This window comes from Nonomuraea sp. CX421 (assembly GCF_059358955.1).
The window spans coordinates 116,109-141,120 of sequence record NZ_JCADBK010000017.1; the positions used below are offsets into that span (position 1 = coordinate 116,109).

At 71.8% G+C, this 25,012-nt stretch carries 26 protein-coding genes and 1 riboswitch; of the genes, 7 read left to right on the plus strand and 19 right to left on the minus strand.

The genetic code is table 11. The features are described from left to right. Positions 1-428 precede the first annotated feature (428 nt). Genes AC5L3X_RS27200 through AC5L3X_RS27210 form a run of 3 tightly spaced genes read left to right on the plus strand, consistent with a single transcriptional unit; the run spans position 429 to position 5,097 of the window. A complete protein-coding gene (locus AC5L3X_RS27200; RefSeq protein WP_494860613.1) occupies positions 429-1,424 on the plus strand; it encodes an AAA family ATPase in 996 nt (331 codons plus the stop codon). Then, positions 1,421-2,683, plus strand: coding sequence for a DUF58 domain-containing protein (locus tag AC5L3X_RS27205; RefSeq protein WP_494860614.1), 1,263 nt, complete (start codon positions 1,421-1,423; stop codon positions 2,681-2,683). The genes AC5L3X_RS27200 and AC5L3X_RS27205 overlap by 4 nt, the downstream gene beginning before the upstream one ends. Continuing rightward, entirely contained in the window at positions 2,680-5,097 is a 2,418-nt protein-coding gene (locus AC5L3X_RS27210; RefSeq protein ID WP_494860616.1) for a transglutaminase TgpA family protein, read from the plus strand. The genes AC5L3X_RS27205 and AC5L3X_RS27210 overlap by 4 nt, the downstream gene beginning before the upstream one ends. Before the next feature lie 65 nt (positions 5,098-5,162). On the opposite strand, the gene AC5L3X_RS27215 is transcribed toward AC5L3X_RS27210, so the two are convergent. The 3 genes from AC5L3X_RS27215 to AC5L3X_RS27225 form a co-directional block, all read right to left on the minus strand. Then, the gene (locus AC5L3X_RS27215; RefSeq protein ID WP_189126659.1) at positions 5,163-5,561 is read right to left on the minus strand and encodes an SCO2097 family morphological protein; all 399 of its coding nucleotides are present in this window, start codon (positions 5,559-5,561) and stop codon (positions 5,163-5,165) included. A 232-nt stretch (positions 5,562-5,793) separates the two neighbouring features. After that, entirely contained in the window at positions 5,794-7,035 is a 1,242-nt protein-coding gene (locus tag AC5L3X_RS27220; protein ID WP_494860619.1) for a DNA polymerase IV, read from the minus strand. Between the two features lie 77 nt (positions 7,036-7,112). Beyond that, positions 7,113-7,865: a class I SAM-dependent methyltransferase gene (locus AC5L3X_RS27225; protein WP_189126661.1), complete on the minus strand. Its 753-nt coding sequence runs from the start codon at positions 7,863-7,865 to the stop codon at positions 7,113-7,115. A gap of 232 nt (positions 7,866-8,097) precedes the next feature. Here AC5L3X_RS27225 and AC5L3X_RS27230 point away from each other — a divergent pair, with 232 nt between their 5' ends. Beyond that, positions 8,098-8,955, plus strand: a complete 858-nt coding sequence (locus AC5L3X_RS27230; RefSeq protein WP_494860621.1) for an LLM class F420-dependent oxidoreductase — start codon at positions 8,098-8,100, stop codon at positions 8,953-8,955. A gap of 9 nt (positions 8,956-8,964) precedes the next feature. Here AC5L3X_RS27230 and nusB read toward each other — a convergent pair whose 3' ends face one another. Genes nusB through AC5L3X_RS27255 form a run of 5 tightly spaced genes read right to left on the minus strand, consistent with a single transcriptional unit; the run spans position 8,965 to position 13,217 of the window. Next, positions 8,965-9,375, minus strand: coding sequence for a transcription antitermination factor NusB (gene nusB, locus AC5L3X_RS27235; RefSeq protein ID WP_189126663.1), 411 nt, complete (start codon positions 9,373-9,375; stop codon positions 8,965-8,967). Between the two features lies 1 nt (position 9,376). Beyond that, complete coding sequence (efp, locus tag AC5L3X_RS27240) at positions 9,377-9,937, minus strand: elongation factor P (RefSeq protein WP_189126664.1); 561 nt, start codon at positions 9,935-9,937, stop codon at positions 9,377-9,379. Positions 9,938-9,962: 25 nt separating this feature from the next. Then, a complete protein-coding gene (locus AC5L3X_RS27245) occupies positions 9,963-10,994 on the minus strand; it encodes a M24 family metallopeptidase (protein WP_494860624.1) in 1,032 nt (343 codons plus the stop codon). A gap of 44 nt (positions 10,995-11,038) precedes the next feature. Next, positions 11,039-12,556 (minus strand): serine/threonine-protein kinase, encoded by a 1,518-nt coding sequence (locus AC5L3X_RS27250; RefSeq protein WP_494860625.1) that lies wholly within the window; start codon positions 12,554-12,556, stop codon positions 11,039-11,041. Between the two features lie 58 nt (positions 12,557-12,614). Further along, entirely contained in the window at positions 12,615-13,217 is a 603-nt protein-coding gene (locus AC5L3X_RS27255) for a TetR/AcrR family transcriptional regulator (protein WP_494860627.1), read from the minus strand. A gap of 114 nt (positions 13,218-13,331) precedes the next feature. On the opposite strand from AC5L3X_RS27255, the gene AC5L3X_RS27260 reads away from it, so the two are divergent. After that, complete coding sequence (locus AC5L3X_RS27260; RefSeq protein WP_494860629.1) at positions 13,332-13,793, plus strand: hypothetical protein; 462 nt, start codon at positions 13,332-13,334, stop codon at positions 13,791-13,793. Positions 13,794-13,827: 34 nt separating this feature from the next. Continuing rightward, positions 13,828-14,208: an antibiotic biosynthesis monooxygenase gene (locus tag AC5L3X_RS27265; RefSeq protein WP_494860630.1), complete on the plus strand. Its 381-nt coding sequence runs from the start codon at positions 13,828-13,830 to the stop codon at positions 14,206-14,208. A gap of 91 nt (positions 14,209-14,299) precedes the next feature. Here the strand turns inward: AC5L3X_RS27265 and AC5L3X_RS27270 are convergent, their stop codons facing one another. Then, entirely contained in the window at positions 14,300-15,340 is a 1,041-nt protein-coding gene (locus AC5L3X_RS27270) for an LLM class F420-dependent oxidoreductase (protein ID WP_189126670.1), read from the minus strand. 92 nt (positions 15,341-15,432) lie between these two features. On the opposite strand from AC5L3X_RS27270, the gene AC5L3X_RS27275 reads away from it, so the two are divergent. After that, a complete protein-coding gene (locus AC5L3X_RS27275) occupies positions 15,433-16,320 on the plus strand; it encodes an endonuclease/exonuclease/phosphatase family protein (RefSeq protein ID WP_494860632.1) in 888 nt (295 codons plus the stop codon). Here the strand turns inward: AC5L3X_RS27275 and AC5L3X_RS27280 are convergent. The 10 genes from AC5L3X_RS27280 to ribD all read right to left on the minus strand — a co-directional run bounded on the left by AC5L3X_RS27280 (position 16,306) and on the right by ribD (position 24,696). Beyond that, positions 16,306-16,872 (minus strand): nucleotidyltransferase family protein, encoded by a 567-nt coding sequence (locus tag AC5L3X_RS27280; protein WP_189126672.1) that lies wholly within the window; start codon positions 16,870-16,872, stop codon positions 16,306-16,308. The genes AC5L3X_RS27275 and AC5L3X_RS27280 overlap by 15 nt on opposite strands. Positions 16,873-16,881: 9 nt before the next feature. Continuing rightward, positions 16,882-17,970, minus strand: a complete 1,089-nt coding sequence (locus AC5L3X_RS27285; protein ID WP_189126673.1) for an XdhC family protein — start codon at positions 17,968-17,970, stop codon at positions 16,882-16,884. Then, positions 17,963-19,030 (minus strand): vWA domain-containing protein, encoded by a 1,068-nt coding sequence (locus tag AC5L3X_RS27290; RefSeq protein ID WP_189126674.1) that lies wholly within the window; start codon positions 19,028-19,030, stop codon positions 17,963-17,965. The genes AC5L3X_RS27285 and AC5L3X_RS27290 overlap by 8 nt, the downstream gene beginning before the upstream one ends. Further along, entirely contained in the window at positions 19,023-19,937 is a 915-nt protein-coding gene (locus AC5L3X_RS27295; protein WP_494860633.1) for an AAA family ATPase, read from the minus strand. The genes AC5L3X_RS27290 and AC5L3X_RS27295 overlap by 8 nt, the downstream gene beginning before the upstream one ends. A gap of 256 nt (positions 19,938-20,193) precedes the next feature. Continuing rightward, complete coding sequence (locus AC5L3X_RS27300; RefSeq protein WP_225263700.1) at positions 20,194-20,646, minus strand: PH domain-containing protein; 453 nt, start codon at positions 20,644-20,646, stop codon at positions 20,194-20,196. 19 nt (positions 20,647-20,665) lie between these two features. Further along, a complete protein-coding gene (ribH, locus tag AC5L3X_RS27305; protein ID WP_189126677.1) occupies positions 20,666-21,136 on the minus strand; it encodes a 6,7-dimethyl-8-ribityllumazine synthase in 471 nt (156 codons plus the stop codon). Continuing rightward, complete coding sequence (locus tag AC5L3X_RS27310) at positions 21,133-22,350, minus strand: bifunctional 3,4-dihydroxy-2-butanone-4-phosphate synthase/GTP cyclohydrolase II (protein WP_494860635.1); 1,218 nt, start codon at positions 22,348-22,350, stop codon at positions 21,133-21,135. The genes ribH and AC5L3X_RS27310 overlap by 4 nt, the downstream gene beginning before the upstream one ends. Beyond that, positions 22,347-23,015, minus strand: coding sequence for a nicotinamide riboside transporter PnuC (pnuC, locus tag AC5L3X_RS27315; RefSeq protein ID WP_494860636.1), 669 nt, complete (start codon positions 23,013-23,015; stop codon positions 22,347-22,349). Before pnuC ends, AC5L3X_RS27310 begins: the two co-directional genes overlap by 4 nt. Continuing rightward, complete coding sequence (locus AC5L3X_RS27320) at positions 23,012-23,602, minus strand: riboflavin synthase (protein ID WP_494860637.1); 591 nt, start codon at positions 23,600-23,602, stop codon at positions 23,012-23,014. The genes pnuC and AC5L3X_RS27320 overlap by 4 nt, the downstream gene beginning before the upstream one ends. After that, a complete protein-coding gene (gene ribD, locus AC5L3X_RS27325) occupies positions 23,602-24,696 on the minus strand; it encodes a bifunctional diaminohydroxyphosphoribosylaminopyrimidine deaminase/5-amino-6-(5-phosphoribosylamino)uracil reductase RibD (RefSeq protein ID WP_494860638.1) in 1,095 nt (364 codons plus the stop codon). The genes AC5L3X_RS27320 and ribD overlap by 1 nt, the downstream gene beginning before the upstream one ends. Positions 24,697-24,797: 101 nt before the next feature. Then, positions 24,798-24,928, minus strand: a riboswitch (FMN riboswitch). Between the last annotated feature and the right edge of the window lie 84 nt (positions 24,929-25,012).

Below are 25,012 nucleotides of genomic sequence, written 5' to 3' on the forward strand. Positions count from 1 at the left end.
ATTGCTCAGCGCTGGCGCACCAGGCCCTCCACTGCGCACCACCATACTCCACTTCTCCCCACCGTCAACTGATTCTAACTTCCTGGATAGCCTCCGCGTCTCGCGTTTGTCCTGGTCAGCGCGATGCGGTGCGGTGGGGGGCGGTGGAGGGCGCGCCAACCCTCATGGGCGTGTCGAGGGTTGGCGGCGCCGTGGAATTGGTCGGTGTGGGGCGGATGCGACGCCGGCGTGGAGGAAAGTGGGGTGGATCACAGGCCGGATGTCACCGGATTCGCCGCACTATCGGGACAAGAACCTGACATCTGTGGAGTTCGCTGAAAATCCCTAAATGTCGCTCACGAACCCCCAGCGTCGTAGGGTCGTACAGACAATGGAAAAGAAAGGCATGGCTCCCGCAACGGCACACCCTCGCGCGGGGCAGCCGTCGCATGTCTCATGGAGGCCTGGTGGCAGTAACCCATGACATCCCTCAGCAACTCGACGAGTTGGTCTCCACCGCCCACCGGATCCGGCAGGCGATCGAGTCCGTGGTCGAAGGCAAGAGTGACGCCGTCCGCCTCACCCTGACGGTTCTGCTCGCCGAAGGGCACCTGCTGATCGAGGACGTGCCCGGAGTCGGCAAGACGATGCTGGCCAAGGCGCTGGCACGGTCCATCGACTGTCCGGTGCGGCGCGTGCAGTTCACCCCAGACCTGCTGCCCAGCGACATCACCGGCGTGAGCGCCTACAACCAGCAGACCCGCGAGTTCGAGTTCAAGCCGGGGCCCGTGTTCGCCAACATCGTGGTCGGCGACGAGATCAACCGCGCCTCCCCCAAGACGCAGTCGGCGCTGCTGGAATGCATGGAGGAGCACCAGGTCACGGTCGACGGGGTGACCTACCGGCTGGACGCTCCGTTCATGGTGATCGCCACCCAGAACCCCATCGAGATGGAGGGGACCTATCCCCTGCCCGAGGCGCAGCGCGACCGCTTCACCGCCCGGGTCGCCATGGGCTACCCGGAGCCGTCGGCGGAGCTGGAGATGCTCGACGTGCACGGCGGCACCTCCCCGCTGGACAAGCTCGAGCCCGTCGCCACGACCGCCGAGGTGCGCGCCCTGATCGAGGCCGTACGCGGCGTCTACGTCTCGCAGGCCGTCAAGAAGTACGCCATCGACCTGGTCGTCGCCACCCGCCACTCGCCCGACCTGCGACTGGGCGCCTCCCCCCGCTCGACGCTGCAACTGGTCCGCGCGGCCAGAGCGCACGCCGCGCTGAGCGGCCGCGACTACGTCATCCCCGACGACCTGCAGGACCTGGCCGTGCCCGTGCTGGCGCACCGGCTGCTGCCGAGCGTCGAGGCGCAGGGCCAGCGCCGCCTCCCGGAACAGGTGGTGACCGACCTCGTCAGGCGCGTGCCCGTGCCGGAGACGCGAGCGTCGTGAGAGCCGGACTTCAGGCGCTCACCTCCCGGGGCCGGTCGTTCCTGGCCTCGGGCATCGCGGCGTCGGTGATGGCGATCCTGCTCGGCGAGAACGACCTGTTCCGGATCGGCGTGCTGGTGACGGCGCTGCCGCTGCTGGCCGCGATGGTCGTGGCCCGCACCCGATACCGGCTGAGCTGCGCCAGGCGCCTGGACCCGGCCAGGGTCGAGGCGGGCGGCGACGCCACCGTGACCCTGCGCCTGGAGAACGTCACCCGGCTGCCGACCGGGCTGCTGCTGATCGAGGACACGGTCCCCTACGCGCTGGGGGTGCGACCCCGGTTCGTCCTCGACCGGGTGGAGCCGCGGGGCATCCGCGAGATCGACTACCGGGTCCGCTCCGACCTGCGCGGGCGCTACACGATCGGGCCGCTGTCGATCCGCATCGCCGACCCGTTCGGGCTGGTGGAGCTGACCCGCTCGTTCACGATCAGCGACACGCTGGTGGTGACGCCGCAGGTGGTGGCGTTACCGCACGTACGGCTGTCCGGCGAGTGGACCGGGGGCGGCGACAGCCGCACCCGGAGCGTGGCCGCGGCGGGCGACGACGACGTGGCTCCGCGCGAATACCGGCAGGGCGACGACCTGCGCCGGGTGCACTGGCGCTCCACCGCCCGCCACGGCGAGCTGATGGTGCGCCGGGAGGAGCAGCAGTGGCAGAGCCGCGGCGCGCTCCTGCTCGACACCCGCAGGCACGCCCACCGCGGCGAGGGCCCGCGCTCCTCCTTCGAGGTGGCGGTCTCGGCCGCGGCCTCGATCGGCGTGCACCTCGCCCATGAGGGCCTGGGCCTGCGGCTGGTGACCGACCAGGGCGCCGAGCACCTGACGGACACCGGGTTGAGCCGCTCGCTGCTCGACACCCTGGCCGTGGTACGGCAGAGCCCGGCGCGCTCGCTGGAGACGGCGATGACCGCGCTAAGGCAGGGCGGGGGCGACGGCCTGGTCGTGGCCGTGCTCGGCTCGCTCGAACCGGAGGAGGCCCGGGAGCTGGCGAGGATCCGGCACACCGGCATGACCGGGGTGGCGGTGCTGCTCGACGTGCCCACGTGGGACGGCGCCGAGCCCGGCGCCTCCGAGGAACACCAGGCGGTGCAGGGCGTGCTGGCCGGATACGGCTGGCGCATCGTGCGGATGCCCGCGGGCACCTCGATCGCCTCCGTCTGGCAGGACGCCGCCAATCGCGGCAGGTACGCGCTCAGCTCGCCCGGAGGTGCGGCATGAGGTTGTCGATCGCGGCCGGGGTGGCCACGTTCTCCTCGGCGATCCTGCTCTACCCGCTCTTCGAGGGCGGCGCGTGGTTCTGGGGTGCGCTGGGCGCGGTGGTGGCCGTGATGGTCGCCAGCCTGCTGAGCGGGCGGCTGTCGCTGCCCGCGTGGGCGGCGCCGCTGGCGAGCCTGATCGCGCTGTGGATCTACCTGACCGCCTCGTTCAGCGCCGAGGAGGCGTGGGCGCTGATCGTGCCGACCAAGGAGTCGGTGCTGGAGCTGGCCCGCCTGCTGGCCACCGGCTGGACGGACATCCAGCGGTTCGCCGCGCCGGTGCCGGCCAACGAGGGCATCGCGCTGCTCACCGCCGGCGGCGTGGGCCTCATCGCGATCATCGTCGACCTGTTCGCCGCCCGGCTGCGGCGGGCGGCGCTGGCCGGCCTGCCGCTGCTGGCGCTGGCCACGGTGCCGGCCACGATCCTGACCGAGCCGATCAACTGGTTCGCGTTCATCGTCGCCGCGTTCGGCTTCACCAGCCTGCTGATCGCCGACGGCCGTGAGCGGGTGGGCCAGTGGGGCCGGGCCGTGCTGGTGCGGCGTACCCGGTCGGTCGCCCCCAGCACGGCGAAGGCCGCGGCCGACACGCGGGGGCTGCGGCTGTCGGGCAAGCGGATCGGATTCGCCGCGATCGCGCTGGCCGTGCTCGTCCCGGCCGCGCTGCCCGCGATGGAGCCGGTGTCGTTCTTCACCTTCGGCGTGGGCGGCTCGGGGTCCGGCACCGGCAACTCGATCAGCATCCCCAATCCGATCGCGAACCTGAAGGGGCAGCTCGAACTGCCCGAGCGGCGGATCGTGCTGTCCTACACCAACGACGACGACAAGCCCCGCTATCTCAGGATCTACTCGCTCGACACCTTCGACGGCGAGCAGTTCGGCATGACGCAGCCCAAGGGCGCGCCGGACAACCGGACGGACAACGGGCCGCTGCCGCCGCCGCCGGGTCTGGGCCAGGGGGTCAAGCTCACCAACGTGGTGACCGACGTCCAGATCAGCGAGGAGATCGCCAAGCTGTCGTTCCTGCCGTTGCCGTACCCGCCGAGGCAGATCCAGATCGCCGGCGACTGGCGCGCGGACGTCGGCACGCTCATGGTCTTCTCCACCCGCGACGAGGCGGCCGGGCTGGAGTATCAGGTGGCCACGAGCGAGCCCGCGCCCACCGGCCAGTTGCTCCGCGAACTGCCGCAGACGAGGTCCGCCGCCGATCTGCGCTACCTGAGCGTGCCGGAGGATCTGTCGCCGCAGATCAGGGACCTGGCCCTGCGGGTCACCGCGGACGCCGCGAACCACTACGAGGCCGCGGTGAAGCTGCAGGAGTTCTTCACCAGGACCGGCGACTTCACCTACAGCCTGAAGACCCAGGGGCACGGCAACTCGGCGCTGCGGGACTTCCTGCTGCGTCACCGGGCGGGCTACTGCGAGCAGTTCGCCGCGTCGATGGCGGTGCTGGCCCGGATCGTCGGCATCCCGGCCCGGGTGGCGATCGGTTACACCGGCGGCACGAAGGTCGGCGACCGGTGGATGGTCGGGACGAACGACTCCCACTCCTGGCCGGAGCTCTACTTCGAGGGGGTCGGCTGGCTGCCGTTCGAGCCCACGCCGACCGGCTCGCTGGGCCAGGGCAGCGCCCGGGTCCCTGACTACTCGCTGCCGCCGTCCACCCCCACCGACGAGGGCGCCGTTCCGACGCCGGGGGCGACCAGCGCCGGCGAGGAGGAGACGGGCGACCCGCAGGCCCGGCAGAACCCCCGCGAGCTCGACCGGGAGGCCACCCTGGCGACCGGCGGGCTGCCGCCGGACGACTCGATGCCGCTGGCGGCCAAGCTGGGCATCGGCGCGGGCGCGCTGCTGATCCTCCTGCTGGTGCCGGCCCTGATCAGGCTGGTCACCAGGAACAGGCGGATCCGGGCACTCGGCTGGAAGGTGGCCGAGCCCTCCGACGAGGTGACCGCCCGGGTGATGGCGGGCCGCCATCCGTCCGTCGCGGCCGCCTGGGCGGAGCTGGACGACCTGCTGTACGACTACGGGATGGCCCGCGAGACCAGCGAGACCCCGCGCGCCCTCGCGCGCCGGCTGACCGAGCAGTACGAGTTCGACGCGACCTCGGCGGCGTCGATCGCGGCGATCGCCGCGGCGGTGGAGCGGGGGTTGTACGCGCGGGAACCGGGCGAGATCGGGCCCCTCAGGCAGGATCTGCGCAACGTGCGGCAGGCGCTGGCCCTGACGGTGCCGCGCGGGAGGCGGGTGCGGGCGGTGCTGCTGCCTCCGTCGACGCTGCGGAGGCTGCGGCGGCTGGGCGAGGGCCTGCTGGACGGGTTCGACCGGCTGGAGAACATCCGGCTGCGCCGGACGGCAGCGCAAAGGGGATCGTGACGGTCTGACGGTGCGTGCGGTCGTTCCTCAGCGGAACGACCGCACGAAAGTCAGGGCTTCGGGGGTCAATGCTCGTCGTGGCGGCGACGCCAGCGTTCTTCCATGCGCTCCATGAAACTGCCGCGGTTGGCCCGCCGGGCCGGCTTGCCCGCGACGGGCGCGCCACCGGCGGCCGCGGCGGTGTCACCGAACCCGTTCATGCGTTTCCAGCTGGACAGGCCCCACAGACACGCGGCGAGCATGACCACGAAACCGCCGACGCCGAGCGGAATCAAGTTGATCACCACGCCGACCATCAGCAGGATGACGCCGAGAGCGAAGCCGATGGAGGCCTTGATCAGGCGACGCTTGTAATGGCTGCGTGGGTCACTGATCCTTACGGTGTTGGCCCACTTCGGATCCTCGGCGTAGAGGGCCTGCTCGATCTGGTCGAGCAAGCGCTGCTCGTGCTCAGAGAGCGGCACGGCGCCTCCCAAGGACGGCCCCTGGACGGGGAAGACGGCAACGGACGACACGGGGTGTCCGAACCTCGCGGTCGGTTATCCCCAGAATACGAGGCTGTAGACGTAGGCGAAAGCAAACGTCCAACGCAGACCAAACCGGAGGTGACGTCATAGCTCCATTGTGGGTCATCAGGGTCATCGGCGCACCACTCCCCCCAACCCTCCCCACATGTCTCCCCCCGTGACATCGGCGTCATGTCTCCATTTCATCAAGTCTCCCGCGAACAAGCGATGCCGGGAGCACCGCATCGGGCCCGAATCTGTGGATCGCCCGGTCCATGGCGCGCTCGGCCTCCCGCCATCCGGTCTCCCGCTCACCCAGAGTGAGCTGGTGTGACGCGGAGTCGGCCGGGCGCAGGTTTTCCATCCGGACGCCGACGAGACGCAGCCGCACCCGCTCGAGCCCGGCCGCGCCGAAAAGCTCACAGGCGGTCGTGTAGATCACCTGGGCGACGTCGGTCGGCTCCCTGAGAGTGCGGGACCTGGTGATCGTGGAGAAGTCGGCTCGGCGCAGCTTCACACTCACCGTCCTGCCCACGTGGCCGCTCTTACGCATCCTGGCGGCCACGCGTTCGGACAGACGCAGCAGCTCGCGCCTGATCGTCTCGGGGTCGTCGACGTCGGTCGCGAACGTCTCCTCGTTGCCGATGCTCTTGTCGGGCACATGGGCGGTGACGGGCCGCTCGTCGCGCCCCCAGGCCAGCGCCGCCAGATGACCGCCCGCGGCCTGGCCCAGCTCACGCTGCAGGGTGCCCGGCGGCACCCTGGCCAGATCACCGACGGTGCGGATGCCGAGGCGTACGAGCGTCTGCTCGGTGCGCTCGCCGACCCCCCACAGCGCCGACACGGGCAGCGGATGCAGGAACGCGACCACCTCGTCGGCCGGCACCACGAGCATCCCGTCGGGTTTGCACTGCTTGGACGCGAGCTTCGCGACGAACTTGCTGCCCGCCACCCCCACCGAGCAGGTGATGCCGTAGCGCTCCAGCACCTGAGCCCGGATCGACGCGGCGATCTCGGCCGGCGAGCCCAGCCTGCGCCGCGCGCCGCCCACGTCGAGGAACGCCTCGTCGGAGGCGATCGGCTCGACCAGCGGGGTGATCGCGTGGAAGATCTCCATGACGCCCTTGGAGACCTCGGTGTATTTGCCGTGACTGGGCGGGATGACCGTCGCCTGGGGGCACATCCTGCGCGCCCTGCTCATCGGCATCGCCGAGTGCACACCGTAGGCCCTGGCCTCATAGGTGGCGCTCAGCACCACGCCGCGCCCGGCCGGCGAGCCCACGATCACCGGGCTCCCCCGCAACTCGGGCCGGTCGAGCAGCTCGACGCTGGCGAAGAAGGCGTCCATGTCGACGTGCAGGATCGGGCAACCGGTGTCGTCGGCCCCGGTCCGCGGAGCGGGGCCGATGCCTGTGATCTGCTTGCGGGACACGCCTTCGAGTCTATCCGAACAGACGTTCTAGGTCTTGGGTGGCGGAGCGGACCGGCATGAGCTCTCCCTCGGGCCGCTCAGCTCCGGCGCCCGAGGGCGTGGAGCTGGGTGGCCAGGTCGCGGAGCACGGGATGGGTGGAGGCGGCCTGTTCGAGCGCCACGAGCGCGTCGGCCGCGCCGGGCTCGCCGTCGACCAGGCGGCTCGGCACCAGGTCGGCGAAGACCCGCACGCCGTGGATCTCGCCCGCCACGAACCCGGTCGCGGTCAGCAGCTCGGCGAGGGCGCGCGAGGTGTAGCGGCGCGGCGTGGGGTCACGGTCGCCCCAGCTGCCACGGGGATCGGCCAGCACGGCCCTGGCCTCGTCGAAGTGACCGGCCAGGGCCCGGTGGATCGCGCTCGCCACCGGGTTGGCGGTCAGCACGCTCACCGCGCCGCCGCCGCGCAGCAGCCTCGCCACGGCGGTCAGCGCGCCGATCGGGTCCTCGACGTATTCCAGCACGCTGTGGCAGAGCACCAGGTCGGCGCTGTCGCGATCGAGCAGCTCACCGAGATCGGCCGCGTCGCCCTGCAGCGCGCGCACGCCCACGCCCGTCTCCTTGGCCCGGCGCTCCAGCGCGGCCAGCGAGTCGGGGCTCGGATCGACCACGGTGACGGTGTGGCCCAGCTCGGCCAGCGGCACGGCGAACCCTCCGGTGCCGCCGCCCGCGTCGACGATGTCGAGCCGGTCACGCCCGGCGGCCTCAGCCAGAGCGGCCAGCTCGGCTCGCAGCGCGTCCCAGACGACGGCGGTCCGCACCGCCGGGGTCCTCGTGACGCCTTCAGCACGCAACGTGGGCTCGCCTCCTCATCGTCCTCGAACCGAACCCGACCCAGCCTACGCTCTGCGCGGGCTCCGCACGCCTGCCAGGTCGAAGCGCCCGCCGGGCCGGGCCGGGTATGGGAGCGATGTTGCCGAGGCCAAGGTTGTCGCGAGGACCGTGACGGCGCCCGCCGTGGCGAACGCCCCTCGTCCATCATGTCGTGGAACCCTGTCGAGCCCTGGCCAGCTGGAGGTCTCCGCGATGAACGGCAGCACGACCCCGACGATCGGAAGGTACGGCGTCTTCGCCGCGCCGTCCCGCCAGGATCCGGAGGTGCGGGCCGAGGCCATCGCGGAGCTGGAGGAGCTCGGCTTCAGCGCGGTGTGGGCGGGCAACAGCACCATCGAGGAGGCGGCGGGCCTGGTGGCGGCCACGTCCAGGATCGTCGTGGCCACCGGCATCCAGGGCATCTGGCACTACGACGCCCTCCGCACCGCCGAGCGGTACGCCGAGCTGGAGGCCGCCCACCCCGGGCGCTTCCTGCTGGGCCTGGGGGTCAGTCACCCCGAGTTCATCGAGGGCTACCAGCGTCCGTACACCGCCATGAACGACTATCTCGACGCCCTGGACTCCGCGCCCGTGCCGGTGCCGCGCGAGCGCCGGGTGCTGGCCGCGCTGGGTCCCCGGATGCTGAGGCTGGCGCGCGACCGGTCTGCGGGCGCCTTTCCCTACCTGGTCACCGTCGAGCAGGTGGCCGCGGCCCGCCAGGTCCTCGGCGAAGGACCGCTGCTCGCTCCCGAGCTGGGCATCGTGTTGAAGACCGACCCGGACCGGGCCCGCGCGCTGGCCCGGGGGGCGCTGCAGCCGTACCTGCGGCTGACCAACTACGCCGACAACTGGCTGCGCGGCGGGTTCGCGGAGGACGATCTGGCCGACGGCGGCAGCGACCGGCTGGTCGACGAGCTCTTCGCCTGGGGTGACGACGCGCGGATCCGGGCCCGCATCGAGGCCTTCCAGGCGGCCGGAGCCGACCACGTGGTGCTGCAGAGCATCAGCCGGCACGGCCCGGCCCGGCCGCCGCGCGAGGACTGGCGGCGGCTCGCCGAGCTGCTCCGCTGAGGGCCGGCGTCAGAGCGTGAGGCTGGGCTTGAGCTGCTTGAACCGGGCCAGCAGCCCGTTGACGAACTGGGGGGACTCGTCGGTCGACAGCTCGGAGGCCAGGTGCACCCACTCGCTGATGACCACGCCCTCGGGCACGTCGGGCATCCACAGCAGCTCGTAGGTGCCGCCGCGCAGCAGGTTGCGGTCGACGGCGGGCATGCGGTCGAGGGTCCAGCTCTCGGAGTAGGTGGTGATCAGCTCGTCGATGCGGGCGCCATGCCGCACGACGCCCTCGACGAGAGCCGAGGTGTATTCGTTGACCGGGGGGTCCTGGCGTTCGACCCGCTCGGCCAGGATCTTCAGGGGGTCTTCGCCGCGGAGCTCGGACTCGAAGAGGATGTCGAGCGCCCGCCTGCGTGCTTTACCGCGTGCCGACACCTCAGGCCCGGCCGAGATATTCGCCGCTGCGGGTGTCGACCTTGACCTTCTCGCCGGTGGTGATGAACAGCGGCACCTTGATCTCGGCGCCGGTCTCGAGCGTGGCGGGCTTGGTGCCGCCGGTGGAGCGGTCGCCCTGCAGGCCGGGCTCGGTGTTGGAGATGGTCAGCTCGACCGCCGCCGGCAGGTCGACGTAGAGGGCGGAGCCCTCGTTGAACGCCACCGTGGCCAGGGTGTTCTCGAGCATGTAGCTGGCGGCGTCGCCGACGGTGCCCGCGGGCACGTTGACCATGTCGTAGGTCTCGGTGTCCATGAAGACGAAGTCGTCGCCGTCCTTGTACGAGTACTGCATCTCGCGCTTGTCGACGTTGGCCACGTCGACCTTCACCCCGGCGTTGAACGTCTTGTCGACGACCTTGCCCGAGAGGACGTTCTTGAGCTTGGTGCGCACGAACGCGCCGCCCTTGCCCGGCTTGACGTGCTGGAACTCCACAACGGCCCAGAGCTCCCCGCCGTCGAGCTTCAGCACCATGCCGTTCTTGAGGTCGTTGGTCGTCGCCACTCGTTCTCTCCCGCGTGTGGCCGCTCTACAGCGCGAGCAGCTCCTTGGACGTCTTCGTGAGGAGTTCCGGCCCGCCCTCACGTGTCACGAGGGTGTCCTCGATGCGAACGCCGCCCCGACCGGGGAGGTAGATCCCCGGCTCGACGGTGATCGGAACTCGGTCTTCGAGTCTACCGGTCCGTGAAGGGCCCAGGAACGGCTCCTCGTGGATCGCCAGTCCGACGCCGTGCCCGAGCCCGTGCCGGAAGTGGTCGCCGTGGCCCGCCTCCTTGATCACGGAACGGGCGGCGGCGTCCACCGCCCAGGCCTCCGCCCCAGGTGCGAGCGCCTCCCGGCCGCACCGCTGGGCCTCGGCGACGAGCTCGTAGATCTCGCGCTGCCAGGCCGCGGGCTCGCCGATGGAGACGGTACGGGTCATGTCGGCGTGGTAGCCGTGGTAGTTGGCGCCGAAGTCGACGGTGACCAGGTCGCCCGCGCGCAGCTGCCTGCCGGTGGGGGCGTGGTGCGGGACGGCGCCGTTCTCTCCCGCCGCGACGATGGTGTCGAAGGCGGGCCGGTCCGCGCCGAGCTCGATCATGCGGGCTTCGAGCAGGCGGGCGACGTCGCGTTCGGTCACGCCCGGCCTGATGGCGCCGCAGACGTCGGCGAACGCCTGGTCGCTGATCGCGCAGGCCGTACGGAGCAGCTCCAGTTCGTTCTCGTCCTTGACCGCGCGCAGCCGTTCGACGAGGGGTTCGAGCGGTACCAGGCCTCCCAGGCGGTTGAAGGTCGCCACGCTCATGTCGGCGGCCTCGATGCCGACGCCCGGCGCGGCCAGCCTGGCCGCCACGTCGGACGCCTCGACGGCGGGGACGTCCAGGCCGCCGGTCTTGTCGATGTAGCGGTTGTCGGTCGCGAGCAGCGCCGAGCCGTCCGCCCTGACCAGGACGGCCGCGTTGGAGCTCGACAGTCCTGTGAGGTAACGCACGTTGACGGCCGACGTGACGAGGAGGGCCTCGACGTCGTGAGCGGGCAGCAGCTCGGCCAGCCGGGCCCGGCGCCCGGAATAGTGGGTCATGGCGCCAATGTACGGGCCCGGGGCCGGGGCCCGTCGCCGGGTGGCTAGAGGCGCCAGTCGTTCAGGAAGTCGGCCAGCGGGCCGGCGGTGTCGACGTCGCCCTTCTCCTGGGCCCTGGCCAGGTCGCGCACGATGTCGCGGAGTTCGCGGCGGCCGGACTCCTCGCGTCCTTCGGCGAACTTCCGGGCGGACTTCCTGATCTTGTCGTGGGCCTTGCGCGCGGTCCTGGGCTCGATGCCGCCGATGGCCTCCTGGGCCGTCACGGCCTTGTCGAACTCGCTCAGCCACTTCGGCCATCCGCCGGGCGGCACGGTGTCGCGCAGGGTGGCCTTGGGATCGGGGGCGTCCGTCTCCCGCAGCGTGACCACCTCACCGGGGGTGGCGGTCGGCGCCGGCTCGGGTGGGGCGCTGGTGGGGGGCGCGGTCGTGGCCGGTTCGGCGGAGGGGGCGGGCGGGCTGGTGGCCGGAGCGGAGACCGGCGCGCGACCGGACCCGCCCCACGCCATCATGCCCACGGTGACCGCCACGATGACCGCCACCGCCACGCCGAGCTGGACGAACAGCTTCCTGTTCGACGCGCGCTCCGCACCGGGGAGCGCCTCGAAGATCGCCGTGTCGCCGGCGCGCTGGGCGCCGGTCGGGAAGGTGGCGGCCCTGCCCTGCGCGGGCAGGGGCGTGGCCTGGGGGCGCGGCCTGGCGATGGTGGCGAGCGCCCGGCGTACGGCCTCCCCGCCCGCCGGTCGGCCGGCCGGGTCTCTGGACAGCATGGCCAGCACCAGCCGGTCCAGCTCGGCGGGGACCTCGGGCCGGTGACGGCTCGGCGGCAGCGGCCCACTGGGCTCACCGGGCTCACCGGGCTCACCGGGCTCACCGGCCACGCCCGGCCCGGTGGGCACGCTTGGGCCGGTGGGCCGATCGGGCGCGTGGGGGCCGGCCGGCTTCTCTCCGGTGTTCTCGAAGGGGGAACGGCCGCACAGCAGTTCGTAGCAGACGCAGCCGAGCGCGTACAGGTCGGCGGAGGCGCTCACGGAGCGCCCGTCCGCCAACTCGGGGGCGCGGTAGCGGACGGCGTCCGGCGCGGGCGGCTGGTCGGCCAGCCCGAACCCGACGACCTTCAGCACCCCGCTGCCGGCCCGCCGGAAGCTGTCCGGCCCGACCTGCCCGTGCACCACCCCGGCCCGGTGCGCCGCGTCGAGCCCGGCCGCGGCCTGCCCGACGAGATCGCAGACGTCCACGATCCGCAGCGGCCCCCGTGCGGCGAGCTCCTCCCCGAGGCTCTCCCCGGTGAGGAACTCCAGCACGAGGAAGGGCGCCCCGTCGCGATCACCGACGTCGAGCACCATCGCCACGTTGGGGTGGATGACCTTGGCCACGGCCTGGGCGTGCCGCTGGAGCGCCTCACGTGTGGCCGCGCCCACGGCCTGAGGTCCCAGCAGCTTGACGGCCACGGTCCAGTCGGCACGCGTGTCGTAGGCGCGCCACACCTCCCCCATCGGCCCGCTGCCGATGAGCTCGTCCAGCCGGTATCGGCCGGCGACCAAGGACGGCGCCTCGTCGGACATATCCCCGCCAATGACTTGAGTAACGGCATTTCCGACCCACCCTAGAGCCCCAGGACGCTCAGCCGGTGCCCAGATGGCGGGCCACGGCGGCCAGCATGCGATCCAGCTCGTCGCGGTCCGGCCGGGGGTAGGCCTCGCCGGCCACGACGAGGTTGTGGATCGCGCCGGTGAGGAGGAAGCCGTAGGCGCGGGCGTCGACGTCGGCGGAGACCCGGCCGAGGCGCTGCTCTGCCAGCAGATAGTCGGTCACGGCCGACTCGAAGGAGAGCGGCAGCCCGGACTCCCGCACCTTGTCGTCGACGACGGCCGTCAGCGCCTCGTCGTCGATCTCGCCGGCGAGCGTCAGGGCGGCCCTGTCGCTTTCGAGCAGGATGCGCGCGTAGCGGGCCAGGTTGCCGGCCACGGTCCCGGTGCCGGCTTCGGCCACCCAGGCGTCGAACGCGGCCCGCAGCCGCCCGAGCTCGAGGCCGACCAGCTCGGCGACCAGCTCCTCGCGGTTGGCGAAGATCTTGTAGGGCAGCCCCACGGCGCAGCCCGCCTCGGTGGCGAGCGCCCGCATGGTCAGGGCCTGGGCCCCGTCGCGCTCGACGAGCCGCTGGGCGTGCTGGATCAGCGCGGCCCGTAGCTCCTGGGTCGCCTGCGGCGTGCGGCGAGGCACCACGTCATCTCCTCCGGACTCTCTCGTACGGGCGGCCATCATCCCGCCCTTTACTGTGAACACATGTTCATGGATACTGTGAACCATGGTTCACAGTATTTGCCACAAGGAGAGCACATGGTCACCGACGCGCCCGAGCGCGTGAGATCCACCGAGGCGGGGGTCCTGCTGGCCTGCGCCGCCCAGGGCGTCACCACGACGGTCCATCACGTGTACGGGGCCGTGCACTTCGGCACGCCCGGCCGGTACGCGGCGGTCGTCATCGCCCTGGCCCTGTTCGCCGTCACCGCCCTCGCCCTCGCCGTCAGCAGGCGGAGCTCCGGCCCGCTCCGCGCGGTGAGCTGGTGGATCTTCTGGACGGGAGCGCTGGTGGGTTTCGTGCTGCTGTTCGGGACGGTCGAGGGCCTGGTCACCCACATCATCGCGCCGATCATGGAAGGGGGATATCCGGCGGCCGAGCCGTTCGACCTCGTCTTCCAGGGCACCGGAGTGCTCCACGTCGTCCCGGCCGCCGCCACCGCCGCGCTGCTCACGCGCCTGCTGAAGGCCCGCCGCCAGGCGTCCCCGTCCCCTGCCTGAGTCCCCTCACCGACCGACCGATCAAGGAGCTGTCATGTCCGAAGCGTTCATCTTCGTCTCCCGTCACCGCGCCCAGGAGGGCAAGTCCGCGGACCTGCCCGAGCTCGCCCGTGAGTACGCCGCGTTCGTGCGGTCACACGAGCCCGACGCCCTCGGCTACCACGCCTTCACCAGCGAGGACGGCACCGAACTCACCCAGATCCACCTCTACCCCGACGCCGGCGCGATGGACCACCACCTGAAGGTGGCCCACGAGTGGATCGGCCAGGCGGCGCTGAGCGTGGAGACGATCGCCATCACCGTGCTGGGCACGCCGGGGCCCGTCCTCGGCGAGGCGCTGCGCGCCAACGAGGAGGCCGGCGTGCCGGTCACGGTGACGCCCCGCCCGGTGGCCGGGTTCAAGGGCGTCGCCTGAGCGTGAAGGGCCGGGCGGAGCACGGGGGCTTCCGCCCGGCCCTTCACGGGACGGGATCGGCGAGTCTTCCCCGCTTGCGGCGGGCAGAGGATCAGGAAGCGAGCTCCTTGATCGTCTCGATCAGCTTCAGCCGCTCCTCGTGGGTCCGGCCGAACGGCGCGACGTTCAGCGTCGTCACCCCCGACTCCTTCATGGCCTGCACCCGGTCGCGGACGAAGCCCTCGCTGCCGACCAGCGACATCTTCTCCAGCAGCTCGCTCGGCACCAGCGCCGCGGCCTCCTGCTTCTTGCCGTCGAGGTAGAGCTCCTGGATCTGCTCCGCCTCCTTCTCGTAGCCGTAGCGCCGGGCGAGGTCGTTGTAGAAGTTGCGGCCCTTGGCGCCCATGCCGCCGATGTACAGGGCGGCCATCGGCCGCCCGAACTCCAGCAGGTCCGACACGTCGTCGCCGATGGCCAGGGACGCCTGGGCGATCACGTCGAGCTCGCCCAGCTCGGGCGCGCGCTTCGCCTTGCCGGCGGCCAGCGAGGAGCCCCACACGTCGGCCGCCTTCTCCGGCACGTAGAAGATCGGCTCCCAGCCCTCCGCCAGCTCGGCGGTCAGCTCGACGTTCTTCGGGCCGATGGCCGCGACCACGATCGGGATGCGGGGGCGTACGGGGTGGTTGATGATCTTCAAGGGCTTGCCCAGGCCGGTGCCCTGCCCGGGCGGCAGCGGCAGCGTGTAGTGCTTGCCCGCGTGCTCCACCCGCTCGCGCCGCCACACCTTGCGGCAGATCTCGATGACCTCACGGGTACGGCCCAGCGGGGCGTTGTACGGCACGCCGTGGAAGCCCTCGATCACCTGCGGCCCCGAGGCGCCGATGCCGAGCGTGAAGCGCCCGTCGGAGACGTAGTCGAGCCCGGCGGCGGTCATGGCGAGCAGCGTCGGCGTGCGGGAGTAGATCGGCAGGATGCCGGAGGCGATCTCCAGCCGCTCGGTCTTCGCCGCGATGTAGCCCATCTGGCTGACCGCGTCGAAACTGTAGGCCTCGGCCACGAAGACGATGTCGAGTCCGGCCTTCTCGTAGTCGGCCAGCTCGGCGACCGACTCCTTGAAGCCGCCCGAGTAGTTGAGTGCCATACCGATGCGCATGCCGGGCTCCCGTGAACCGAATGATGTTCCGTTGCGTCGGCAACAGGTTAGCGCGTCAGCGTGGCGGGCAGCGAGCCGCTAGCGTGGATCAAATGCTGAAGCGGGTCGTCATCGTCGTGTCCGTCGTGGTGGCCGTGGCCATGGCGGGACACCGCCTGATCCCGGTGCTGGGCGGGTTCACCCCGGTGATGGAGAGCCTGCTGCCGTGGCTGGGCGTGGCCGTGCCGCTCCTGGTCCTGGCGGCGCTCGCGGCGCGGTCCAAGGCCGCGACGGCGGCCGCGCTGGTGCCGGGAGTGGTGTGGGGCGTCATGTTCGGCTCGGCGCTGCTGCGCACCCCGCCCGGCGGTCCCAGCGACCTGGCGGTCGGCACCGTGAACGTGGGCGTGACCAACAGCGCCTCGGGCGAGGCGGTGCGGTCCATCGCCAAGGACCTCGACCTGCTGGCGGCGCAGGAGCTCACCGTGGGCGGCCCGGCGGCCAAGCAGCTCAACAAGATGTTCCGGCATCGCTACACGGTCAGCACGGTCGGCCTGTGGAGCCGCTACCCGATCAGCGACGCGTGGCCGGTCGACGTCGGCCTCGGCTGGCCACGCGCGCTGCGGGCCGTGGTGACCACCCCCAAGGGCAAGGTCACCGTGTACGTGATGCACCTGGCCTCGGCCCGTCCCGGGCACACCACCTCGCGCGACGTCTCCCTGGCCGCCGCCCGCGAGCTCCTCGACGCCGACGTCAGCAAGCGGATCCTGCTGCTCGGCGACCTCAACACCGCGACCACCGACCGGGGCATGAGCGGGCTGACTCCCCCGCTGTCCGACGCCCAGCAGGAGGCCGGCGACGGGTTCGGCTTCACCTGGCCGTCGTCGTTCCCGATCACCAGGCCCGACCACATCCTCTACAAGGGGATGACCGCCACCGAGGCGGGCGTGGCCGCGGCGACGGGCAGCGACCACCGGGCGGCGGTCGCCTCATTCCGCTTCTAGCAGGTCCAGATCCTCGGGCGTGTCGATGTCGGCCGGGTCGCCGAGGCCGTCACAGGGCACCTCGGTGACCAGCTCCGGGTGCGCCTTCAGGAACGGCCGCGCGCCCACGTCGCCCACCGCCAGCTCGGCGACCCGCGCGAAGTGGCGGCGCGCGATCAGCACCGGGTTGCGCCGCCGCCCGCCGTAGGTGGCCACGGCCACCTCGGCGCCGGCCCCGATCAGCCTGCGCACCGCCTCCGGCCGGATGAACGGCTGGTCGACCAGCGCCACCACCACGGCCGGCGCCTCCTCGGGCAGCGCGCCCAGCCCGACCCGCAGCGAGGAGCCCATGCCGGAGGCCCAGCCGGGGTTGCGCACGGTCACCGCGCCCCGCACCTGCATGGTCGCCGCGCCCAGCACGACCACCACCGGATGGCAGCCGCCCTCCTCCAGCAGCCGCACCCCGCGGTCGACCAGCCGTTCCCCCTCGTACGTGACCAGCGCCTTGGGCATGCCGAGCCGGGATCCCTGGCCCGCGGCCAGCAGCAGCCCGGCCACGCGAGGTGAGTTCATGATCGGCTCCTACCCGTCGTGGTGGATGCGGCCCCGGGTCTCGGTGAGCGGCTTGCCCGAGCCGCCCCACCTCAGCTGGATCAGCTCGGCGGCGATCGAGACCGCGGTCTCCTCCGGGGTCCGGGCGCCGAGGTCGAGGCCGATGGGCGAGCGCAGCCGGGCCAGCTCGGCCTCGGTCATGCCGGCCTCGCGCAGCCGTACCAGCCGGTCGTCGTGGGTGCGGCGCGAGCCCATCGCGCCCACGTAGCCCGCGTCGGTGCGCAGCGCCACCTGCAGCAGCGGCACGTCGAACTTGGGGTCGTGGGTCAGGACGCAGATCACCGTGCGCTCGTCCACCGTCACCGAGGCCAGGTAGTCGTGCGGCCACTTCACCACGACCTCGTCCGCCTCAGGGAAGCGCCTGGCCGTGGCGAAGATCGGCCGGGCGTCGCAGACGGTCACGTGGTAGCCCAGGAACTTGCCTGCCCGGGCCATGGCCGCGGCGAAGTCGATCGCCCCGAACACCAGCATGCGCGGCGGCGGCGCGAAGGAGTGCACGAACACGGCCAGGTCGTCCAGCCTCCGCTCGCCCTGCCCGCCGTAGTGCCGGACGCCGGTCAGGCCCTGGGCGAGCATGCCACGCGCGTCGTCGTCGACGGCCTCGTCTAGGCGCTCCAGGCCGAGCGTCCCGGAGGAGCGGCCGGGCCAGACGACGCGCCGGGCGCCGACCCTGCCGGGGCCGGAGATGACGGTCGCGATGGCGACGGGCTCGTGCGCGGCCAGCGACCCGGCGATCTCGCCCAGCTCGGGGAAGGTCTCCCGGGAGACGGGTTCGACCAGGATGTCGATGATGCCGCCGCAGGTCAGGCCGACGGTGAAGGCGTCGTCGTCCGTCACGCCGTACCTCTGCAGGACCGGCACGTCGGTCTCAGAGGCCAGCTCGTAGACCGCGCCCTCGACGCACCCGCCGGACACGCTGCCGACGACCTCCTCGCCGTGCACCGCCATCGCCGCGCCCGGTGGCCGGGGCGCGCTGCTGAACGTGCTCACCACCGTGGCGAGCCCGAACCTGAGCCCCGAGTTCCACCAGTGCATGATCTCCGGCAGCACGTCACGCATGGGCGAGCCTTTCACTGAGTTCCGCGTAGGCGGCCAGGCTGTGCCCGGCCACCAGGTCGTCGAGGTACGGGAGGGCGGCCCGCATCCCTCCGGTCAGCGGTTGGTAGTCCTCATACCCCTTGTGTGGATTGACCCATATCACCCGATAGGCCTGCCTGGAAAGCCTGGCGAGCTGGGTTCCCAGCAACTCGGGGTCGCCCCGCTCCCAGCCGTCCGAGGCGATCACCACGATCGCCCCCCTCGCGCTGTGGCGGCTCAGGTACTCTCTGAGCTCCTCGCCCAGCCTGGTCCCGCCGCTCCAGTCGGGGATGGTCCTCGACACCTCGTTCAGCGCCGTGCCCGGGTCGCGGTGACGCAGCTCGGCCGTGATCGAGGTGAGCCGGGTGCCGACCGAGTAGACCCTGGTGGCTCGCGGCTCGCTCCTGACCAGGGCGTGCGCGTAGCGCAGCAGCGTCTCGGAGTAGGCCGCCATCGAGCCGCTGACGTCGACGAACAACACGACCCGGCGCGGCCGGGTGGTGTGCGCCCGGCGCAGCAGCCGGGCCACCTCGCCCTTCCGCAGCGCCTCACGGATGGTGCGGCGCTGGTCCATCTCGCCCCGGTGCGACGCCTCGAACCGCCGGGAACGGCGACGGGCGCGCCCGTTCTTCAGCATGGACAGCATCCGGTGCACCTCGGCCCGCTCGCTCTCGGTCAGCCTGGCCACGTCGCGGTGCCTGAGGAGCTCGGTCCGGCTGGCCGTGGCGGGCGCGGCGGCGCCCTCGTCGTCCTGCTCGCCGTCGCCGGTCGCGGTGTGCCGGGTGACCGTCGTGGTGCTCGCCGGGCCGGCCGTCACCCTCCGGCCGCCGAAGTACGCCTCGAAGCACCGGTCGTACCTGGGCAGGTCGTCGGGGGTGGCGCAGAGCGTGAGCCTCCCGGCCCAGTAGAAGTCGGCCTGGCTGGTCACGTCGAGGTGGCCGAGGGCCTTCAGCAGATTCTGGGCGCGTTCGTGGTCGGCGCCGACGCCGGCGGCGCGCAGTGTGGTGGCGAAGCCGGTGACGGTGGCCGCCAGCTCATCCATGACCCGCCCGTCGCCCATCCCCGTCGCCGAGCAGCCCGTTGGCCAGAACGCTCTCCACGTCCTCGCGGTACTTGAGCGCGGCGCCCAGCGTGGCCGCCGCGCGGCCGGGGTCGAGCTCGCGCGCGCCGAGCGTGAGCAGCGCCTCGGTCCAGTCGAGCGTCTCCGCCACTCCGGGCGGCTTGATCAGGTCGGCCTGACGCAGCCTCTCGGCCGCCCGCGCCACCTGGGCGGCCAGCGTCTCGGTGCACTCCGGCAGGCGGCGCAGCAGGATCGCCACCTCCCGATCGAAGCTCGGATGCTCCAGCCAGTGGTAGAGGCAGCGGCGCTTGAGCGCGTCGTGCACCTCGCGCGTCCGGTTGGAGGTCACCACGACCACCGGCGGGGTCTGGGCCGTGATGGTGCCGAGCTCCGGGATGGAGATGGTGAAGTCGGACAGCACCTCCAGCAGGAACGCCTCGAACTCGTCGTCGGCCCGGTCGACCTCGTCGACGAGCAGCACGCTCGGCTGCGTCTCGATGGCCCTGAGCAGCGGGCGGGCGATCAGGAACCGCCGGTCGTAGATCTCGCCCTCAAGGCGGCCCACGTCGGTGACGCCGGCGGCCTCGGCGGCCTTCAGATGGAGCAGTTGCCGCGCGAAGTCCCAGTCGTACAGCGCCTGGGCGGCGTCGAGGCCCTCGTAGCACTGCAGCCGGATCAGCGGCGCGTCCAGCAACTGCGCGAGTGTCTTGGCCAGCTCGGTCTTGCCGACTCCCGCCTCCCCTTCCAGAAAGAGCGGCCTGCCCATCCTGAGCGCGAGGAACGCGGCCGTGGCCAGCCCCTCGTCCGCCAGGTAGGCGTGACGGTCGAGCAACTCGATGAGCTTTTCGGGCGATTCGATGTCCGTCGCCGTGATTGTCCGCCGCAGCACGCTCTCAGATTACGCGCTACCACGCGTGAGAACCGCTCACAATTGCCAGACCACAGAGAGCAAGGTTCCCATCACACAACGAAAGGAAGGCCGATGCCCCCCAGCCTTCAGCATGAGATGCCTTTGGAGATGATCTGCCGCCGCCCCGGCTTCGCGCTGGAACTGCTGGCATGGGGTCTCCGGGGCAACGTCGACGGCTACCACGACGCCTGCGCGGCGCCACCGCGTCAAACCTCGACGAGGTCTTCGGCGACGACTAATCGCGTTGCGCCTCGCCGCGCTCGCGGATCAGGGCCGCGAACTCGGCCGTGGATCGGCGGGCGCGGGCCTTCTCGGAGCCCTGGATGCCCATGGCGCCGATCGTGCGGCCGTCGGAGAAGTCGATGCGGGGCCAGGGGTCGCCGACGAGCAGCGTGATGTCGATGACCTCCGGCCAGGTGTAGCGGTAGGTGCGCACGGCGTTGACGATCGTCACGCCCTTGTCGTCGGCCTCGACCCGCACCCGCCCGAGCAGGTGCAGGACGAAGGCCACCGCACAGCCGAACAACACCAGGGCGACCCGGTCGATCAGCGTGAACGGCTCGGAGATGAAGATCGCCATCACCGTGGCGCCCAGCACGATCAGCACGGCGAAGCCGTACGCGACGACTCTCGTGCGGTGCGGACGCCAGATGACGGGCAGAGGCGGAGGAGTCACAGGCGCGGCCACGAGGGAAACCTATCGCAGGTCAGCGTAGGCCTCGAAGGAGGAGGGCCGTCTCCAGCGCCGCGACCGCCGACTCGTAGCCCTTGTCCTCCTTGCTGCCGGGCAGCCCGGAGCGGTCCAGTGCCTGATCGAGCGTCTCGCAGGTGAGCACGCCGTTGCCGACCGGGGTCTCCTCGTCGAGCGAGACCCGGGTCAGCCCGGCCGTCACCGAGTCGCAGACGTAGTCGAAGTGCGCCGTCTCGCCCCGGATGACGGCGCCCAGCGCCACCACCGCGTCGCAGCGGCGGGCCAGCGCCTGGGCGACGACCGGGATCTCCAGCGACCCGGGCACCCGCACCACGGTCACCGTGGCCCCGCTGTCGTCGCAGGCCTGCACGGCGCGCGCCACCAGCCGGTCGGTGATCTCGGCGTGCCAGCCCGCGGCCACCACGCCGACCACCAGCCCCGCGGCGCCGGGCACCGCGCGCGTCTCCGGGCGTCCCTCGCCGCTCATGAAGCCTCCGAGATGTCGTGGCCGAGGCGGTCGCGCTTGGCCTTGAGGTAGCGCTCGTTGTGCGGGTTCATCGCGACCGGCAGGGGCTCACGGCCCAGCACCTTGATGCCGTAGCCGTCCATGCCCTTGAGCTTGGCCGGGTTGTTGGTGAGCAGCCGCACCGACTTGACGCCGAGGTCGGCCAGGATCTGCGCGGCGTTGGAGAACTCGCGGGCGTCGATCGGCAGCCCCAGCTCGAGGTTGGCGTCGACGGTGTCACTGCCGTTGTCCTGCAGGCTGTAGGCCCGGAGCTTGGCCAGCAGCCCGATGCCTCTGCCCTCGTGACCGCGCAGGTAGACGACCACGCCGCGGCCCTCCTCGGCGATCGCGGACATCGCGTGGCCGAGCTGCACGCCGCAGTCGCAGCGCAGCGAGCCGAACACGTCTCCGGTCAGGCACTCGGAGTGGGCGCGGACGAGGACGTTCTCGCCGTCGCCGAGGTCGCCGAAGACGAGCGCCACGTGCTCGCCGCCGTCGAGCGCGCTGGCGTAGCCGTACGTCCTCCACATCCCGTACGCGTTGGGCAGGCTGGTCTCGGCGACCCGGGTGACCATGCTCTCGGTCCGGCGCCGGTGGTCGACGAGCTGCTCGATGGAGATGAGCGCCAGGCCGTGCTCGTCGGCGAACGCCCGCAGCTCGGGCAGCCGGGCCATGGTGCCGTCGTCGTTGACGACCTCGGCCAGCACGCCCGCCGGCGACAGCCCGGCCAGTCTGGCCAGGTCGACGGCCGCCTCGGTGTGGCCGCGCCGGGCCAGCACGCCGCCCTCGTGGTAGCGCAGCGGGAAGATGTGGCCGGGCCGTACCAGCTCGTAGGGCTCGGTGGCGGAGTCGGCGAGCGCGCGGATCGTTCTCGCGCGGTCGGCCGCGGAGATGCCGGTGCTCACGCCGTCGCGCGCGTCGACGCTGATCGTGTAGGCGGTCCGCATGCGCTCGCGGTTCTGGAAGACCATGAGAGGCAGGCCCAGCCGGTCGAGCTCCTTGCCCTCCATGGGCACGCAGATGACGCCGCTGGTGTGCCTGATCGTGAACGTCAGCAGCTCCGGCGTGGCCTTGCCGGCGGCGAAGATGATGTCGCCCTCGTTCTCGCGGTTCTCGTCGTCGACCACCACCACGGGCCTGCCCTCGCGGATGTCGCTGACGGCCCGCTCGACGGGGTCGAAGATGATGTCCGTCATGACGCCACCGCCAGTTGTCCCGGGCTGTCCTGCCCCGACCGGTATTCCTTCAGCCATTTCACGAACCCCACGATCACGAGAACGAAGAACACTCCGTAGACGGTGCCCGAGACGACCAGCCCCGAGCTGAACGCCAGCGGCACCCCGACCAGGTCGACGGCGACCCAGACGATCCAGAAGTCGACCAGCGCCCTGCCCTGCGCCCAGGTGGCGACGGCGCTGCCGACGAAGATGTAGGCGTCGGCGGCCACCAGGAAGGCGCCCTCCGGCAGCGGCACGTGGGCGCCCCACGACAGGCCGGTGAAGAAGAACAGCACGCCGACGACGGCCGTGCCGGTCAGCATGACGGCGACCAGCAGGGCGCGCTCACGCGGCGACGCCGGCCGCACCGCGAGCTGCCCGCCGCCCTGGGTGCCGCGCCGCCAGGCATACCAGCCGTAGACGGCCAGCACCCCGAACAGCGCCTGCTTGAGGGCGTTGCCGGTGATGTGCGCGTTGATCGAGGCGATGAACAGCAGCACCGCGCCGGTGAACTGCACCGGCCAGGTCCAGATGGACTTACGCATGGCCAGCAGGACGGTCGCCAGGGCGGCGACGTTGCCGACCAGGTCGGTCCAGAGCACGCGGGTGCCGAACAACTCGAATCCGGCGTCGGCCCAGTTCACTGCCCGGCCACCAGCCTTTCCACGTACTTCGCGATCACGTCGACCTCGATGTTCACCAGGTCGCCCACCTGGAGCTCGCCCATGGTGGTCAGCTTCAGCGTGGTCGGGATGAGACTCACGCCGAAGCTGTCGTCGTCAACGGTCGTGACCGTCAGGCTGATTCCGTCGATGGCGATCGAGCCCTTCTCCGCCACGTACCTGCTGAGCTCGCCGGGCAGCGAGAAGCGCAGGTTGTCCCAGCTCTCGCCGGGCTCGCGCGAGCGCAGCACGGCGGTGCCGTCGACGTGGCCCTGCACGATGTGGCCGCCGAGCCGCTGGTCGGCCCGTACGGCCCGCTCCAGGTTGACGGCCGAGCCCTCCTTCAGCCCGCCGAGGGAGCTGCGGTCGAGCGACTCCTTGATCACGTCGACGGTGAACACACCGTCGTCGACGGCCACGACGGTGAGGCAGACGCCGTTGACCGCGATCGAGTCTCCGTGGGCGGCGTCGGAGGTGACGATCGGGCCGCGAACGGACAACCGGGCCGAGTCGCCGACCGGCTCGACGGCCATGATCTGGCCCTTTTCTTCGATGATTCCGGTGAACATCACTTCTCCCTGCGGGGTGCTGGTGCGGGCCGGGCGATCAGCCGGAGGTCGGGCCCGATCGCGGAGACGTCGTCGAAGGCGAACCGGTGGGCGCCGGCGATGGTGCGCACGCCGGCGTCGCCGAGGGCGGCGGCGCCGGAGCCGAGGAGCGCCGGGGCGACGTAGGCGACGACGCGGTCCACCAGGCCCTGCCGGAGGAAGGAACCGGCCAGGGTCGGCCCGCCTTCGAGGAACACGCTGACGACGTCGCGCGCGGCGAGCTCGGCCAGCAGCCGGCGCAGGTCCAGGCCGTCGTCGTGGCGGGGCAGGCGCAGCAGGTCGGCCTTGAGGTCGGTGCGGGTGCCGTCGGCGATCGCGACCAGTGTCGGGGCGGCCCCGTCGAGCACCCGGGCGGCGGGCGGGGTGCGGGCGGCCGAGTCGACCACGACGCGCAGGATCGGCCGCTCGGGAAGGTCGGGGGTGCGGGCGGTGAGGCGGGGGTCGTCGGCGAGCACGGTGCCGATGCCGGCCACGATGGCGTCCGACCGGGCGCGCAGCCGGTGCACGTCGGCGCGGGCCTCGGGCGAGGTGATCCACTGGCTGGTGCCGTCGGCGGCGGCCGATCTGCCGTCGAGGGTGGCGGCGTACTTCCACGTCACGTGCGGGCGGCCCAGCCGGGCGAAGGTCAGCCACTCGGCGTTGACCCGCTCGGCCTGCTCGGCGAGCACCCCCGTCTCGACGGTCACGCCGTGGGCGCGCAGGCGGGCGGCGCCTCCGGCGGCCTCGGGGTTGGGATCGGCGACCGCGACCACCACGCGGGCGACGCCGGCGGCGAGCAACGCCTGGCTGCACGGGCCGGTGCGGCCGGTGTGGTCGCAGGGTTCGAGCGTCACGTAGGCGGTGCCGCCCCGCGCCCGCTCGCCCGCCTGCCGGAGCGCGACGACCTCGGCGTGCGGGCCGCCGGCCCGGGCGTGGAAGCCCTCGCCGGCGACGCCGTGGTGGGCGTCGAGGATCACGCAGCCGACGACGGGGTTGGGACTGGTGCCGCCGCGCCCATGCGCGGCCAGCTCGACGGCACGCGCCATGTGCGCGGTGTCCTGAGCGGGTGTCTCCACCCCGGGCCTCCTACTCGCCAGTAGCTCCTAGCTACGGCGGGCCCCGGGGGATATGACGATGCGTGTACGCACCTATGGGCGCCCGGCCTGACACCGGACACCCGCGTGCTTCCTCCCATCCGGACTTTAACCGTCGGTCCTGGAGTTTCACCAGGTCAACCGGCCGATGGCATCGGCCGGGTCGCGGACTGTAACCGCCGGTTCGGAATTTCACCGACCCCGGAGCACGCTAGCTCTGCCCATCAGTCTGCCATGCCGCGAACGACACGCGCGACCGCCCCCACCCTTACGGATCAGCGAACGCTTGGTCGACGGG

Bases quoted from the DNA above. Each gene is read 5' to 3' on its own strand.
- AC5L3X_RS27200 (WP_494860613.1), top strand. From the start codon at position 429: ATGTCTCATGGAGGCCTGGTGGCAGTAACCCATGACATCCCTCAGCAA.
- AC5L3X_RS27210 (WP_494860616.1), top strand. From the start codon at position 2,680: ATGAGGTTGTCGATCGCGGCCGGGGTGGCCACGTTCTCCTCGGCGATC.
- AC5L3X_RS27230 (WP_494860621.1), top strand. From the start codon at position 8,098: ATGAACGGCAGCACGACCCCGACGATCGGAAGGTACGGCGTCTTCGCC.
- AC5L3X_RS27245 (WP_494860624.1), bottom strand. From the start codon at position 10,994: ATGACCCACTATTCCGGGCGCCGGGCCCGGCTGGCCGAGCTGCTGCCC.
- AC5L3X_RS27250 (WP_494860625.1), bottom strand. From the start codon at position 12,556: ATGTCCGACGAGGCGCCGTCCTTGGTCGCCGGCCGATACCGGCTGGAC.
- AC5L3X_RS27260 (WP_494860629.1), top strand. From the start codon at position 13,332: ATGGTCACCGACGCGCCCGAGCGCGTGAGATCCACCGAGGCGGGGGTC.
- AC5L3X_RS27265 (WP_494860630.1), top strand. From the start codon at position 13,828: ATGTCCGAAGCGTTCATCTTCGTCTCCCGTCACCGCGCCCAGGAGGGC.
- AC5L3X_RS27270 (WP_189126670.1), bottom strand. From the start codon at position 15,340: ATGCGCATCGGTATGGCACTCAACTACTCGGGCGGCTTCAAGGAGTCG.
- AC5L3X_RS27275 (WP_494860632.1), top strand. From the start codon at position 15,433: ATGCTGAAGCGGGTCGTCATCGTCGTGTCCGTCGTGGTGGCCGTGGCC.
- AC5L3X_RS27280 (WP_189126672.1), bottom strand. From the start codon at position 16,872: ATGAACTCACCTCGCGTGGCCGGGCTGCTGCTGGCCGCGGGCCAGGGA.
- AC5L3X_RS27285 (WP_189126673.1), bottom strand. From the start codon at position 17,970: ATGCGTGACGTGCTGCCGGAGATCATGCACTGGTGGAACTCGGGGCTC.
- AC5L3X_RS27290 (WP_189126674.1), bottom strand. From the start codon at position 19,030: ATGGATGAGCTGGCGGCCACCGTCACCGGCTTCGCCACCACACTGCGC.
- ribH (WP_189126677.1), bottom strand. From the start codon at position 21,136: ATGAGCGGCGAGGGACGCCCGGAGACGCGCGCGGTGCCCGGCGCCGCG.
- AC5L3X_RS27310 (WP_494860635.1), bottom strand. From the start codon at position 22,350: ATGACGGACATCATCTTCGACCCCGTCGAGCGGGCCGTCAGCGACATC.
- AC5L3X_RS27320 (WP_494860637.1), bottom strand. From the start codon at position 23,602: ATGTTCACCGGAATCATCGAAGAAAAGGGCCAGATCATGGCCGTCGAG.